This window comes from Bacillus methanolicus, assembly GCF_028888695.1.
GTDB classification, from domain to species: Bacteria; Bacillota; Bacilli; order Bacillales; family Cytobacillaceae; genus Bacillus_Z; species Bacillus_Z methanolicus_B.
Genome location: NZ_PNFF01000004.1, coordinates 10,363 through 25,905 on the forward strand (window position 1 = coordinate 10,363; position 15,543 = coordinate 25,905).

At 39.0% G+C, this 15,543-nt stretch carries 11 protein-coding genes and 1 pseudogene; 2 read left to right on the plus strand and 10 right to left on the minus strand.

The window, feature by feature from the left end; genetic code table 11:
- Nucleotides 1–41 precede the first annotated feature (41 nt).
- Nucleotides 42–2,984: a Tn3 family transposase gene (locus C0966_RS17675; protein ID WP_425535965.1), complete on the plus strand. Its 2,943-nt coding sequence runs from the start codon at nt 42–44 to the stop codon at nt 2,982–2,984.
- On the opposite strand, the gene C0966_RS17680 is transcribed toward C0966_RS17675, so the two are convergent.
- The 10 genes and pseudogenes from C0966_RS17680 to C0966_RS17725 all read right to left on the minus strand — a co-directional run bounded on the left by C0966_RS17680 (nt 2,911) and on the right by C0966_RS17725 (nt 13,864).
- Entirely contained in the window at nt 2,911–3,396 is a 486-nt protein-coding gene (locus C0966_RS17680) for a hypothetical protein (RefSeq protein WP_274857030.1), read from the minus strand. The two genes, C0966_RS17675 and C0966_RS17680, sit on opposite strands and share 74 nt — an antisense overlap.
- Nucleotides 3,393–5,975, minus strand: a pseudogene (locus C0966_RS18620) (ATP-binding protein). Before C0966_RS18620 ends, C0966_RS17680 begins: the two are co-directional and overlap by 4 nt.
- The gene (locus tag C0966_RS17690) at nt 5,935–6,363 is read right to left on the minus strand and encodes a conjugal transfer protein (protein ID WP_274857031.1); all 429 of its coding nucleotides are present in this window, start codon (nt 6,361–6,363) and stop codon (nt 5,935–5,937) included. The pseudogene C0966_RS18620 and the gene C0966_RS17690 overlap by 41 nt, the downstream one beginning before the upstream one ends.
- Before the next feature lie 3 nt (nt 6,364–6,366).
- Complete coding sequence (locus C0966_RS17695; RefSeq protein WP_274857032.1) at nt 6,367–6,588, minus strand: hypothetical protein; 222 nt, start codon at nt 6,586–6,588, stop codon at nt 6,367–6,369.
- An 87-nt stretch (nt 6,589–6,675) separates the two neighbouring features.
- On the minus strand, nt 6,676–7,203 hold the full coding sequence (locus tag C0966_RS17700; protein ID WP_274857052.1) for a conjugal transfer protein: 528 nt from the start codon (nt 7,201–7,203) through the stop codon (nt 6,676–6,678).
- Entirely contained in the window at nt 7,137–7,649 is a 513-nt protein-coding gene (locus C0966_RS17705) for a conjugal transfer protein (RefSeq protein WP_274857033.1), read from the minus strand. Before C0966_RS17705 ends, C0966_RS17700 begins: the two co-directional genes overlap by 67 nt.
- Before the next feature lie 11 nt (nt 7,650–7,660).
- A complete protein-coding gene (locus C0966_RS17710; RefSeq protein ID WP_274857034.1) occupies nt 7,661–7,996 on the minus strand; it encodes a hypothetical protein in 336 nt (111 codons plus the stop codon).
- A gap of 31 nt (nt 7,997–8,027) precedes the next feature.
- The gene (locus C0966_RS17715) at nt 8,028–8,918 is read right to left on the minus strand and encodes a replication-relaxation family protein (protein WP_274857035.1); all 891 of its coding nucleotides are present in this window, start codon (nt 8,916–8,918) and stop codon (nt 8,028–8,030) included.
- 12 nt (nt 8,919–8,930) lie between these two features.
- On the minus strand, nt 8,931–11,414 hold the full coding sequence (locus tag C0966_RS17720; protein WP_274857036.1) for an ATP-binding protein: 2,484 nt from the start codon (nt 11,412–11,414) through the stop codon (nt 8,931–8,933).
- 998 nt (nt 11,415–12,412) lie between these two features.
- Nucleotides 12,413–13,864 (minus strand): primase C-terminal domain-containing protein, encoded by a 1,452-nt coding sequence (locus C0966_RS17725; RefSeq protein WP_274857037.1) that lies wholly within the window; start codon nt 13,862–13,864, stop codon nt 12,413–12,415.
- 542 nt (nt 13,865–14,406) lie between these two features.
- Between C0966_RS17725 and C0966_RS17730 the strand changes: the two genes are divergently transcribed.
- Complete coding sequence (locus C0966_RS17730; RefSeq protein ID WP_274857038.1) at nt 14,407–15,543, plus strand: ParM/StbA family protein; 1,137 nt, start codon at nt 14,407–14,409, stop codon at nt 15,541–15,543.

A 15,543-nucleotide genomic window follows, 5' to 3' on the forward strand; every position in this document is an offset into this window, starting at 1 on the left:
GGAATTGGGAATTAGATGAGCTGATTGATCACTTTATCCTCATGCCCGATGAACAAGAACTGATTCAACTAAAAAGAGGTAATACGAAGCTTGGGTTTGCTGTCATGTTTAAGTTTTTTCAATACGAAGCTAGGTTCCCTCATACAAAAGGTGAGATACCTAAAGCAGTTATAGAATACATCGCTAAGCAGCTAGAGATGAATCCCGATGTTTTTTCTGAATATGATTGGACCGGACGTACAATTACTTACCATCGTTCGGAAATCCGTACCTATTTTGGATTTCGCGAAACTACTCTGCAGGATGTAGACTTATTGACAGACTGGCTATGTAAGCACGTGTTATTTCATAGCCATGAATTTAACTATGTTGAGGATAAGTTATACCAACAATATAGAGAATTAAAAATTGTGCCTCCCACCCCAGATCGTGTAGAGCGTCTTATTCGCTCTGCTACCTACTCCTATGAAGATCAATTTTTCGCCTCTATTTATCAAAGACTTTCTAGCCAGACATGTGAAGGGCTAGATAAATTAATTAATCTTTTAGAAAAAGTTGAAGATACCTCAGAAGCAAAAGAATCATTAACATTTCATGAATTAAAATCCGATCCTGGACGCATTGGATTAGAAACAGTCTTCAAAGAACTACAGAAACTTCAAACCATAAAAGAGCTGCAATTACCCTATGATTTGTTTAACGATATTTCACCAAAAATATTAAAGAAATATAGAAAGCGTACAGCAACAGAGGATATCCGTGAATTGCGCCGGCATCCACCCCAGATTCGCTACACACTTTTATCTTCCTTCTTTTGGCTTCGAAGAGCAGAAATTACAGACGGTCTGATTGAACTTCTTATACAAATTATTCATCGTATTAATGTTAGGGCCGAACGTAAAGTGGATAAAGAATTAATACATAATTTAAGGAAGGTAAATGGGAAAAACAATCTATTGTTCCAAATGGCTGAACAAGCGTTAGATAATCCAGATGGAATTATTCGGGATGTCCTTTATCCTGTTATCAGCGAGGAAACACTTAAAGATTTAGTAAAGGAATTTAAACATACAGGGCCTGCCTACAAACAGAAGGTATATACGATTATTCGTTCATCGTACAGTTCCCATTACCGCAGGATGGTTCCCCGTATTTTGGATATGTTAGAGTTTTGTTCAAATAATGAGGCTCATCATCCAGTAATCGAAGCGTTAGAACTTATAAAAAAATATATAAATTCAAATGCTCACTTTTTCCCAGAGTCTGACCAGGTTCCATTAGATGGTGTGATCCGTCCCAGCTGGAGATACCTAGTCGTGGAACAGGAGACTTCAGGCGAAGAGAGAATAAATCGTATTAATTATGAGATTAGCACCTTGCAAGTCTTACGTGACAAGCTGCGATGCAAAGAAATATGGGTACCTGGTTCGGAACGATATCGTAATCCAGATGAAGATCTGCCGCAGGACTTTGAACTGCACCGTGAAGAGAATTATAAAGAATTGAAAAAACCTATTAATCCCGATGAGTTTATCACAAATTTAAAGGAAGAAATGACAAAGACATTAAATAAATTAGATCAAGGAATCGCTAAAAATAATAAGGTTCGCATTTTAGCAAAAGGAAAGGGAAATGGAAACGGCCGTATATCTATTTCTCCTTTTGATCCGGTGCCGGAGCCAGTTAACCTATCACGCCTAAAGGCTGAAATTATGAAACGATGGCCAATGACGAGTTTACTAGATATCCTCAAGGAAGTTGATTTGCGTGTAAACTTTACGGACCTTTTTAAAACAGCTGCATCAAGAGAGGTCATTAGTAAAGATTTGCTACAGAAGAGGCTTATCTTATGTTTATACGGTTTGGGGACAAATGCAGGGCTAAAGCGAGTTTCAAATGGGGAACATGGCGAAAAGTATAAAGATTTATTATATATTCGGCGAAAATACATTGATAAAGACAATCTACGTAACGCTATTGCTGAGATTGTTAATGCCATTTTGCGAAATAAAATGACAGATATATGGGGAGAAGGAACAACTTCTTGTGCTTCCGATTCCAAGAAATTTGGTGCGTGGGACCAAAATCTAATGACTGAATGGCATATTCGGTATAGGGGCAGAGGTGTAATGATTTACTGGCATGTGGCTAAACATTCAACCTGTATCTATTCTCAATTAAAATCATGCTCTTCTTCTGAGGTAGCATCTATGATTGAAGGAGTTTTAAAGCATTGTACAAGCATGGAGGTTGAAAAAAATTATGTAGACAGTCACGGTCAAAGCGAAGTAGCTTTTGCCTTTTGCCATCTCTTAGGTTTTCAGCTTATGCCAAGATTAAAAGCTATCAATTCACAAAAACTTTATAGGCCAGATAGTGGCATGAGTGATGCTTTCCCTAATTTACAACCTATTCTTACAAGACCAATCAACTGGGAATTAATTCGTCAGCAATATGATCAGATGATTAAATATGCTACAGCCCTGCGTCTTGGAACAGCCGAAACAGAGGTTATCTTAAAACGATTTACAAGAAGTAACTTAAAACACCCGACTTATCAAGCCCTGTCTGAGTTGGGAAAAGTTATTAAAACCATTTTCTTGTGTGATTATTTGGATTCTGAAGATATTCGGAGAGAAATTAATGAAGGCCTTAATGTTGTAGAGAATTGGAATTCCGCAAATGGCTTTATTTTTTACGGAAAAGGTGGAGAAATTTCTACAAATAGATTGGAAGACCAAGAGGTTGCCGTTCTTTCTCTGCATTTATTACAAAATTGTCTCGTGTATATTAATACACTCATGATTCAATCTGTATTATCGGAAAAGCAGTGGCAGGATATGATGACACCTGAAGACTTGAGAGCGTTAAGTCCACTTATATATAGCCATGTAAATCCTTATGGTATCTTTAAATTGGATATGATGGAAAGAATTCCAATCGAAGAAAGGCACTCAGAAATAGAAAACACTTTGCATATTTAACTTTATTCCTTATTGCGGGTAGTGACAGCTTCGCTGGTACTACCCCGTCTCCGTACTCTGTGCGTTTCCATCCACTATCTGTTTTAATAACTTCCATCCGTTCAGTCTTCAATTCATTTTTAATAGGATGCAGATAAGTAATTTCATAGAAATAATCATCATCATTGACTTTCCATTCAGTAAGCTTATATTTTTCAATCGTTTTATCGTTTTCGGGACCCTTATCAGGGGACATAATCCCGTCATTTTCAGCAAGTAACTTAGCTCTTGTTGCTTGATCCTTTTGAACTTCTGCATTAGCCCACTTAACCGGTACATCTGCCGGTCCTTTTCCATCAACCTCATTATTGCCGCAAGCTGCGGCAATAATGAGAAGCCAAGAAATAGTCATGATTGAAAAGAGTTTTCTCATACGTACACCTCTTCCTTATCGGACTTGTCTGTGAAATGCTCTTCCTCTGAAGCAGCTACTTCATCTTCTATTCGATAATTTTCTTCCTTAGCCGGCGGACGTGTATCAAAGGCATCGAATAGGTCTTTAAATAAGGCATTGATGGATACAACTCCGACACGACCCGATATATCTTGAAACAGACATTGGCCATTTTGAAGCTCTCGCAGCGTAGATGCGTTGTATTCTGTGTTCTTCAGATTTAACAGAGAAAGAACGTTTTCGATTTCTTTTGGATCGGTACTACGGAATGCAAATTTCATCCCAATGTTGTTCTTCATTTTCTCGTCAAGCAAGTCGTTGGCGTTCTGTGTAACAAAATAAATACCCGCATTCATCGCACGTCCTGCACGGACAAGGCGTGTCGCTAAATGACTCCCCTAACTAGTGTTTAAGACCGCCCAAGCTTCATCAAGCAATACGACTTTGAAAATTCTACGGTCACTATGGATGAACTTTAACGAGAAGGATGAAATCGGAAGCATCATCGCAACAGAAAGCATTTCTGACAAGTTGTACTTCTCTTGAGGTGTATTCGGTGCTGGTAGCTCAAGATTTTGGATTTGAAGAACATTCAATGCCGTTTTAAGGCTTATCGCGGAATCATTCTCTCCATCACCGAAAACGAGCTGTGCAAATGATAATTCACTAAAGGATTGAATATGTTGCCCTAACTGCCTTGCAACTTCATCCTCACTGTTTAAAAGCTCTTGAACAACTTTACTCAAGCAAGGTTTTTCTCCTTCTGCAACAGTACGAACAGCTTGTGACAATTTTGGGAATCGCTTGGAATCATCAAGTCTTACACCAGTTAGGAATGTCAAAATATCTAACGCAAGCGTTTCAGCTTCTTTTCTATCTTCATGAATAGAAAATGGATCTAATCTTCCTCTATCCTCCGGATTCGATGAAAGCGAAATAATGTTGACCTGATCGCCCAAATCAATTAAATCTTCTTTCCAGTTTCCTCGTTCGCCTTTTGGATCGATGACAAGGGCTTTTCCTCCTGACAATACCGATAAGTATGTGATAAGGTTTGAACTGAAGGATTTTCCCCCACCGAGTGAGCCGAGAAACGCTGCTGACAGCGCATTTGTCTTGGTTCCTCGAATGCCTTGTGCAGCACGGTTTGGCATGATATAGACCGGCTGATCGAGAATCCCTGTTGTTCCGATGAAGAAACCTTCTCCATCTCCCAGCTGCTTGGTTGCTCCAAACATGCCGCCGGCAACGGCTGCTGGTTCCATGAAATGAATATAATCTTTAATATAACGCTTCGCCCCCGGAAGAAATTCATTAAAAGCCAACCATTGATCTCCGTATGGCTGCTCAATTTGAAACATCATATCTTGATACATATCTTTGACCGTATCACAACGACGCTTCAATTCATCTTCATCTGTGGCAGATACCGCAAGGATGATAGAAGTTTTAATAAGTGGCATACGCGATTTTTGTAAATGAGCTTCCAGTTCTTGCGCTTCTATTCTTCCTTCAATGACATTCAATCCTGTGTCATTACCGGTTTCACGTGCGTGTCGATCTTGGTCTTTTAATTCTTTCTGCTTATTACGAACAGCAGATAATGCCTTTCGGTTTTCCAGCGTTTCCGTCCGAACGCTGATTTCTACCGGAAAATCAAGATTCTGAATGACGTACATCCATTCTTCGCCCGGAAATTGCATTTCGTACGGTACATTGGCAACCGTCAAGAAAGCAACATGCCCTTCCACTTCTTCTCCTTCGTGCATTTGCTTCACAATCAAGCTTCGTTTCGGTGAATCATCGACTAAACCTTCTGACAAGCGCAATACATCATGATATAACGGACGGCGAACAGTCACTTTACCTTCTTCGTACTCTTTATAATTAACGGTATAAGCCGGGCTCCAATTTTTTAGAATTGGCGCTTTGCCGATAGAACGGTACCAATTCCGCCGAATAAGCCATTGAATGTCTTCCTCTGTTACTGGATCAGCTTTTAATCGTGTATACACTTTGTTAAAAACACGACGTTCTGCTTTGCGATAACGTTCGATTTCCTCTTCAATGATCTCCGGCGTATCAAGACCAGCCGATTCATTGACTCCACCAATAAATTCTTTCCATGCTTCCTTTATATCCTGAAAAAGAGAATTCTTTTTTGTTGTACTTTCGGGCTTTTGCAGCTTCACACCGATAAAGAAACGGTATTCCGTGCCTTCTTTTCCTAGCATTCTTTCAAGCTGCACCGCAGCATCATCCATATGTTTTGCAGCTGCTTCCTTCAATGGACCACTCAATTTTTGTTTAAATCGCTCATGCTTCTCTTGAAACGACTGAAAATTCGGAACAACCAGCATGTGTGTATCCAAATTGATTTGCCAAAAGAACGCTTTGATCTTGGTAAAGATAAAATCCTTTTCATCATCAGCTAGAAAATCATAATTATATCCGGATAGATGATAGTAGGCCCAACATGATCCGTCCTGTGAAAATACTAGATTTCCTTCAAAATACTTAATCGGAAATTCGATGTTCATCAGCTTCATCCCTCTCATGGTAGCTTAGTTGACGATAGCCAACTAAGCTGGCATATTGATAAGGCTTCTTTACGTCTGACACTTCTTTATATCGATTGAATAGGTGTGGCGATAGATGATATTGCACGACTCTTATAAAGAAACGATGAGGTGCTTTTCCATCTAATAACTGTTTGGTAAAAAACCACGCGAATAACCCCGGCAAAAAGATATATTCAATCAACTCCAAATGAAGTAAACTGAAAGGGGGAAAGTGATTCAGAATCCATACCAGCATCACTCCACCCGCAAAGAATCCAATCTGCCGATACGTGAGAGGTATCGGCAGAGGGATATCTTGAATCCCGTACAAAACCTTCTCTACTTTCCACACGCTGTTATAGGTGCGTAGAATTTTAGGTTTCATCATTTACCCCCCAAAAACAGTTGCCCATAATTTTGTACCTAAATCTTTTACACTATCAGGTGCAAACACGAATACCCCAACAATCATCGCAAAAATCGCAAAACCTACGAATCTTGAAAACTCTCGTTTGACAAGAAAGTAAATCGCAACTGCCCCGATAATAACCATGAATAACGCGCCAATTTGCGTTGAAAACCAATTTTGAATATTTTCACCAAAGTTCATAATCTAGTAACCTCCTAAATATAATTTTTTTCCTGAGCGAAAAACGTAATCGAATCTCAAAACAAACATTCAGACAACCTGAAAGAATTATTGATTTTTCATTTCTTTAACAAACCAACGATCTTCTTCTTTCATAAGACGTAACTGATACGGATAAACAACCTTTGCTTTCGATTGATTTTCTTGAAAAACCACGGTTGCGTTCACTAGATAATCGGTATCATTCTTACCTTTTTTAATCACGATGTTTTTCACTTCTTGAAAAGTCATAATGCCACTCATAGATGGAATAGGATCATCTTTGGTGTAATAGGATAGCTCCTCTTGGGTTCCTGTTGTGAAGACTTTGAAGAAAGTACGGAGAAATGAGGTGATTTCATGTTGAAGGACTGAGTCGTTTACTGTATCTGCTTGGTTGACTGTTCTAGAGGCGACAATATCTGGCTTTTTAGGAGTTGCGATAAAATACGGAATCTTATGGACTACAAATGATTGTCCATCGGTTTTAACTGGAACGACGAAATATTTTTCATACGGACCAGCATTTTCTACTTTGGCTTTTGGTGGATCTTTTTTGTTCTTCTTCGGTTCTTTAACAGCTTTCGGATCAGGCAGTGTTGTTTTTTTAGTTGGTGCATCACCCGCAGCGTAATCAACGCGGTATCTTCCCCTGTTTCTTCCACATTCCAAACTTGCGATTTCGTTAAGGTACTGTTCCATTCCATTCCGTCAAATGATAATCCAGCTTGCTCATCCAATCCAGTAGCAAGATACGGCTGCAATCGCTCAACACGCTTTTTCTTACCTTCATCGGTATTCTGCCAATCGAAATATTCGGCGGCGAAATTCTCTGCAAAAGACTGAGCACCTTCACCAACTGCAAGATTTTGTTCATTTATGACCTTTTGAACCGACTTTTGTTCATTCGCATCAGCACCAACATTTCCTACACGGATGATCGCTACTACTGACAAGAACAATACGAACATAAATCCGGTCCAAAAAGCGCCTTCGATAACCTTTTTTCTCAACACGGTTTTCGGATACTCACGCTTCTTCATAATGACCTCCTTTATTTCATCATCTCTTTCATGGCTTCTTTTCTTCGTTCTTTTCTTTTCGCTTCTTCTCCAAGGGCCCAAACCGCAATACAGACAAAACCAATGAAACCGAATGTGGCCCAAATTCCATGCTCTGCATAAAAACTTTTTATAAAGGCAATCACATCGTCAGCTGCTTCTGCAAACGGTGGAAACTCACTATATGCAAACTGGAATAAGAAGTAGCCAGCAACTGCTATGAGTGCAAGAATAATGAGAAAAGCAAGTAACCGCTTGAGAAAGCTTACCAACATTTCTTTAATGGTATTGTCGCTTGACGTCGAACCGCGTTTAACTTTGCAACCCATACCATCACCTCCCTTCAATGAATGGATCACACTATTCAATACGGTTATACAAAGCATAAAGTTTGTTTACATCCGTTGAATGGGCTGCTTTCCAAATAGCTCCGTATGGATCAGCGATGACGTCATCATAAGTCGCGAACAATAACGCCCCGCCGATCTTCTCAATTTCGCGTGAATCAGCCTTTTTTGCATTTTCCAGCAACTGATTCCGTTCGGTATCATTGTTCGAGACGAACAACACACGTACGATCTTGATAGCATCACCAAAAATCACGTCATTCTCAAAAGCTCTTTTTCGAACATACTCGTTATAACGACGAATCTTATTGAGCGTCACATCGATTCGCTGTCGGCTACGCTCCAATTCTACAAAAAAGAGAAATTGAACTTTTTGATTATTCACAGTTCTTTCTAACACAAATGCCCCATCAGGACGAATCACGGTATTAGAGGGTTGATGCTCTTTTCCTTGCTTATCCTTTGTCACTTCACCGTAATTACGGAAAGCACGTCGTTCTGAAAAAAACTCCTTAAAGATGAATAAGTCGTCTTTTTTTGTAGCAAAGGCAGCCTGAATATGTGACATCCGTAATGAATGAAACACATACGTAGGTGTACGCTGTGTCCATCTTGAATCCCAATCCGCATCACCTAAAATCTCTTTCACTTCTTGTACACCTTTTGTATCTAATGTGTATACCAACCGATCATTACCGCGCGTAGTCGCTTTAGCGACTGGAAAGGACTTGATGTACCCTTCTTGTTCCAACGCCTTCATTTGGCGAGAAATCCACGCTCTTGAATACGGCTTTCCATCTGGATGCACGAAAATGTATTTTTCTAGGTACTCTACATCAATGAAAACGAGATCATGTAACAAAACAAATAACTCTTCTTCTTTCTCACCTATTCTTTTGACCAACCACAAAACCTCCTACACCAACAAATCATCAACGCTAATTTTCTCTTTTTTAGAACTTCCATCCCTGCCTTTCTCCTGTTCAATTGAAGACTCATCAGAATCTGGTTGTTTAAGCTGTTTCTTTTCATTTTCAATATCATTCAACGAATCTACTGAATCCTCGTCTTGTGCCACTCCCTCATTCGACACTAAATATGAATCGTAATCCTGAACTTCTTCTTCCTCTTGTCGATCTTCAGTAACAGTTTCAATTGCATGGAATTTCTTTTCATACTCCATCGCTTCATCAAGCGTACGTTTCTTTATGTCTGAAATGGAATCTGCATATAAAGCCGGACCTGGCTCTTTCATACGGATTAAGAAAGGACGTGTCCGCTCATTTCCAACTTGCATTCGCATATAGCCGTGATATGGCTCAATGTTCAAATAATCGCTGTCTTTCAAGATTCCAGAAGGCATCGACCGATTAACCAATTGTGCATCTTCTGGATTCCCTAACCTCAAGGAAACGAAAGTTCCGAAATTCCGAAAGATAGCATCCGAAACTTCTGGAGGAACTTGCCCTTTCAATCCCTGCATCCCAAGAATAATCGAAGTTTTGTACTTTCGAAGCTCGGAAGCAAAAGATTCAATCGCATCTTTGCTATGTTCCATCAAAGCCGGCGCTTCATCCACCATCACAAAATGATATGGCAGCTTATCACGCTCTGCTGCTGGTACATCAGCGCGACTTTTACCAGCAAGCTCCGCAAACGTCAGACACATGGAGCCAATCAATTTTTTTTCATCACTTGTCAATTCTGATAAATCCAAAAGAGTAATACGTCCTTGATCCATGCTTTCTCGAAAGCGCAAACCATTTGTTTTTGCACGCAGCATTTTCCCCATGACACCGGATAAAGTGATTTTCCGTAGCTTATTCAGTGTCGAATTAGTTTTCTGCTGAAGCTCACGATCTTGAAGCTCTTGCAACTTAGAAAAATACAAATACAAATCATTTTCGATAGGATCAGACCGATCTAAACGCTCCAACACACTTTCACGATATTCAAAATCACTCAAAAGCCGCTGTAAATTCGGCAAGCTCGCTTCCCCGATACGCTGCAAGGCGATTCCACCATTCAAAAAATTATCATCAATATTCGGTCCCCAGAAATCCTTCCAAGTACGCTTTAGAACTTCCGCAACCGTTTGAGCGATTTTATCTTCAGATGCTGCAAAATCCACATCATAAACGTTGAAAGGAATATCCCCTTCTGAAAACTTGATGTACCGAACAAGATGCTGTTTCTCCGGTGGAATACGAGCTGCAATATCCTGGCATAAATCTCCGTGCGGATCAATAACTGTACCGCCAATCGAAGTACCAGCACCGTCAAGTTTAATCAAGTCCTCCACCAAGTTATACATAACGGTGGATTTCCCCATCCCTGACATTCCAATGATAGCTGCATGATAACGAAGCGTCGCAAGGTCGAACATTACATTTGTTTTTTGACCATGATAGCTATGAACACCAAGAGAAATGGTCAAATTTGGATCAAACTTTGCATGATTCAGTTCTTTCGGTAATGGTGTAGAACGCATTTTCAAGCGATTCAACTTATTGTTTTGAACCTTCTCACTTGGAAGGCGCATAATCGCTGCCATTTCCTCTGTACCGAGAATAACACGATTTTTCATGCGCTCCATCGAGTAGATTCGATTCTTAAACTCCCACCGGAACAAAGGTCGAATCGTTCTGAACCACCACCATTCACGCCCTTTCAGCTGATTCAAACGCCCACTAGAAAAAGTACCAATGGATCCTTTCACGCTCTTAATCAAAGTTTTAGCATCTTTCTTATTTCTTCCAAACGCCACAACTTTGATACTCAACCTAGATAAAACCCTCGTTGATTTCCCCTCAATCGCTGACAAATAAAGCTCGTTATCCTTCTCAAGCGATTCATCAGCTGCCCCCTGCTTATGAAACTGACGAACAATCCCTCTAAAATCCTTCTCTGTTCCATAAGCAGGCTGTACAAGAAACTGCATGTGTATCTCTTGCCCTTCCTCCAAACTATCAAGAAACTCAATTAGCTCGGATTGCGTATCAACTACCTCGTTGTGATAGGTCTTAATGGGAATTGTCCAATGACTTTCGGTGAATAGCTTAGTACCAGCATGAGGACGAGAAAAATCGATGTTACAATCCTCCACTTCCACAATCTCAACCTCAGGATGTTCTGCATAGTATTTGCTCTTAAACGCTCTCCCCACATGTTCATTAGGAACCCAAACAAAATAGCGAATCTCATCTTTGTTAGCTACAATCTCCCAGCTAATCCAATCTTGCTTAATTAACCGTCTATACCACGGTTGCTGTAAAAAACTTAACATCGTCACCCATGCTGTTTCATCTTTGAAGTACAAAATTTTAGCATCCATCGTCGTCTTCAGCTCATACACTTTACCCTCTTTCGGAATCAAAAACGGCAGCAAATGATACCTCAAACATCCTCGCCCACCTTGTAAACCATTTTCAATTAATCTCTAAAATTCTCAATTACAAATCCAAAAATAAACCCTCTCATAACCTTCACTAGCTCCATGATCCCTGACATTTTCTCACTCACTTTTTCCTTTCTCTACGCACTTCTTACCTCACTTGAACTTATCACTTAAACTTACTCTCTTTCTCTCTTACTTACTCTCTATATCTACTCACTTACACACACTCACTTACTTACACAACTAACTCTCAATCTCTCCTCACTAACTTACTATTCACCACCTCCCCCTACCACTTCATGACATTTGAAATCCGGTAAGTGGGTTAAATATCTAAGGTCCTGCCAGATGGTCACGGATCGGAAGAATGGAGATCCGTGACCATCTGGCAGGACCGACACTCATCCGAAAACCATACCAAGTAAATTAGATAGTAAAGGTGGTGAATAGTATTATTTTACATTTGTTTTAACATCTATTTTACTTAATGATACCATACTGGAAACAATATACAACATGTCATAATACCTATTTTTAGAAAATTCAGAACAAACTTTCCTCCTACAAATTAAGGACTACTTCGCCCATACAAAACTAAATATTTCCTCCTCAAAGAACAAACTGGAACATCCAAGAAAACCCTAAGAACGATCCCATCCACCACCCGATCTATAAATCTAATTATTTTTTTGACAACCTTTTTTAAAATTAAACAGAACCACTTTAGAGACCTTTACAGGAGTTAAAGTTGTAACAGCTGCACGTCCTTTCCCTTCTACTTTCTTTGTAATTATTCCAATTTAAACGAGATAATCAATCACCTTTTTGAAGATTGAATACAAGATACTTTTACCCTCGTCTAATGACGACTCGATTACTTGAGCAATTACCCTTTAAACAGCAAAAAACTTAACCTAGCAAACTAACAAAACAACAATCTATTACCGACAGATAAAAATGGTACGACTATGGCACATTAAAATTTGTCATTAAATCTATTTTTATCCATCAGGCTCAAGAGGGGAATCCTTTCTAATGTGCATCATTCTTTGGGAAAACCGAACGACGGATTTCTCACAAAGTTGAGACGATTCTACGACACCCATTTCTTTGTTTGAAACAAAAGTTTTCATCATAGCCTTATGGCTTTTTACCAAGACGTTACGACAAGTAATATACGTTTTAGCATTCTTACCACGGCCAAATGTTTTTTTGATAATCTTTTTCGACCGTTCCAAAACAGCTTGAAAACTTTGTTTGGCCATTCCAAAAAGCTTTGCTAACTCACGGATGGAACCTTGTATATAAGGTTCATTAGCCGTGCAATGTGCTTCAAGATAGTCGATAATATCTTGTTCACGCTCATACAAATGACTTCTCTTTCGCTCCTCACGCGGTTTTTTAGGTGTACGAATACAAAATCTATATTCCATTTTCACACCGGCCAATTCCTCGACATAGGCCTTGCCTGGAGCCTTATAGTCTGATTTCATGGCACTTTTAATAATCGCTCGGACCTCGCGATTCGGAATCGGATGCTTCAGTTGTGAATTCCATTCATCCATCTGATTATAGATTTCTTCTTCTGTTTTCCCCTCATATTTCATGGCTAAAGAAAGGGTGAAAATCGCGTTATTACGCCCTAATACACCTTTTGAACCTTTAATCATCACGTTTTGAATAATGGCTTGAATCGCTGGGTCATCCATAATACCAGCTTGTCCAAAAATTCGGCTTTGATGTTTCCCTTTTACTGCAGCTGGTCTTTTGGCTTTTCGAGATCGATCTTTCGCCCATGTGAGTAACCATTCTGTGTTCACCGGCTTAGCATAAAAAAATTCAATATTGTCTTCTTTTGGAAAACGAAAATAACCTAAAGGATTCGCACCAGCATCTGCTCCTACAGCGTTAACAAAAGCTTGTTTCACCTCTTCTGCAACAAATTTTCCGGCTCGACGTGCTTTATGGCTTCCGGCAAACGGTGATGATAAAACATAAAACCATTGCATGCCTCGAGGTGTTGATAAAATTAAGTTAGGAGAAGGCAATCCAAGCATAGCTGCCGCATAATGGATTTCTTGTATACTGATCTTTTTATCAATCTCAACACCGATACATGTAATAAAGCGCAAATTCTCAGCGTTCCGGCCGACATTGTTACGTTTACCCCACATATAGACTTGTGGTGTCCAATGACTGAAACGATCCATCTGGCGCTCAAGTGTCCCAAAACTACTAACAACAATCGATTGGCCGTTCATCAGATGTTCCTTACTATATGTAACATGGATCACCCCAACTTCACGTGCCTTTTCTCGTACTTTTTCTCTTTTCCGTTCTTCAACACTCCAATGCGATGGGTCCCCTTCAAACAAAGCTCCATGTATCATAAAACGAATGATATCCATTTGAGTATAGTCTAGTCTTTCATCAATGATTTTCAGTGCTTCCATGTTTTGTTCCCCTTTCCAGGACAAACAAAAAAGACCGTTAGCAAGCTAACCCTTGCCCCCGGTCTATCTGCACTGAAAACGCCGTAAAAACTATATTTTTACAAGAAAAACCTTGCAAATCCCAAAAAATATATGTTATTATTAAGCCATGGAATGGCTATAATAATAATGGGATTTCTGATCATGTTGTTGGCGCAACATGATCTGGCGTTTTCAAGCTAGTTGGTTTGGCGACCGAGTAGGGGCTAGCTTGATATTTTGTAAATGATCGTGTTGGCGCACGATCATTTACTTTTTTTTTGTCTTTTTTGTTAGTCAATTTTTTTACCTAATCTATAAAATATCGGCAATATTTGCTAGTAGTTCCTTCTTTCAATTTAAACTATACACCAGATTCAATTTGGAGTAAACCCCGAATTTTCGGGGTTTTTATTTGTATACAAATTGCATACAAAATGAAAATCAGATTGACTTTTGCATACAAAAAGCATACAATAGGGATCAAGAAGAAATATTAACCATTTTTAAAGGAGAGATTTTCCATGAATCTAAGGCTAGCTGCTATTGATATTGGAAATGATGCTGTCAAAGCATATCTAGGAAACATAGAGAATTCTATTTATATTCCTAATGTAATCGCAGAGATAAAAAATCGAGACATTATTGAAATGGAAAAAGATCCATTAAATGCTCTACATGTAGAGATTACTTCATCAGCTTTAAAACAAAAGCATGGTTATTATGCGGTTGGAAAACTTGCTGCCAAATACCCAAATAACGATGAGCTAACGCCAGATGTAGATAAATCTGAAAGTGACCAACCTATTGTTTTGTTATTAACAACACTTGCTTATGATGCAGTAAAACATTTTCCTGAAAAAGATGGCGTGATAGAAGCTACATATCTTTTATCTACCGGATTACCTCTAGATGAAACAAAAAGAGGAAAAACGAAAGATTTTCGAAAAAAACTAAAAACTGCTCAACATGAAGTTAGATTCTTACAAACTCCTAATCTTCAAGGAAAGACTGTTCACATTAAATTTGAACAAGTACTTGTGAATACGGAAGGCTATGCCGCCTATATTGATCTCACTACAAATAATGATGGTTCAACGAAAAATGAAGAACTGTTTGGCAAAACAATCTTAATTAATGATATTGGTGGTCTATCCACTGATTCTGCTATTATCACAAGTGAATCTGAAGTTGATAATGAATATAGTGATGGTATTAAAAAAGGTGTTTCCACATATTTAGACAATATTATTCGGAAAGTCTATACAAAATATAAATACAACATTAAAAGCCGAAGAGCTCTTGTAGAAATCATTACAAATGAAAATCCGGAGGAACAATATCATATTTGGGTGGATGGAAATCGTGTTTCTATTAAAGATATAGTGGATGAAGAACTTGGAACACTAGCTAAAGAAGAATACAAATTAATTAAGAATATCTGGCATAACGTTCCAGAGATTCGCCTGTCCTATCAGATTGGTGGCGGCTCGCTTATTCTCCGTCCATATTTAACAGAACTGAACCAACAGGATAAAAACTATCCTCTGCGCTTTGTATCAAAAGAAGACAGCATTTGGATGATTGCTCGAGCATATTTCAAGATTTTATTGATGTACTGTAATAGCAAAGGAATTGAAGCTGCTGCCACAGCTGAGTGA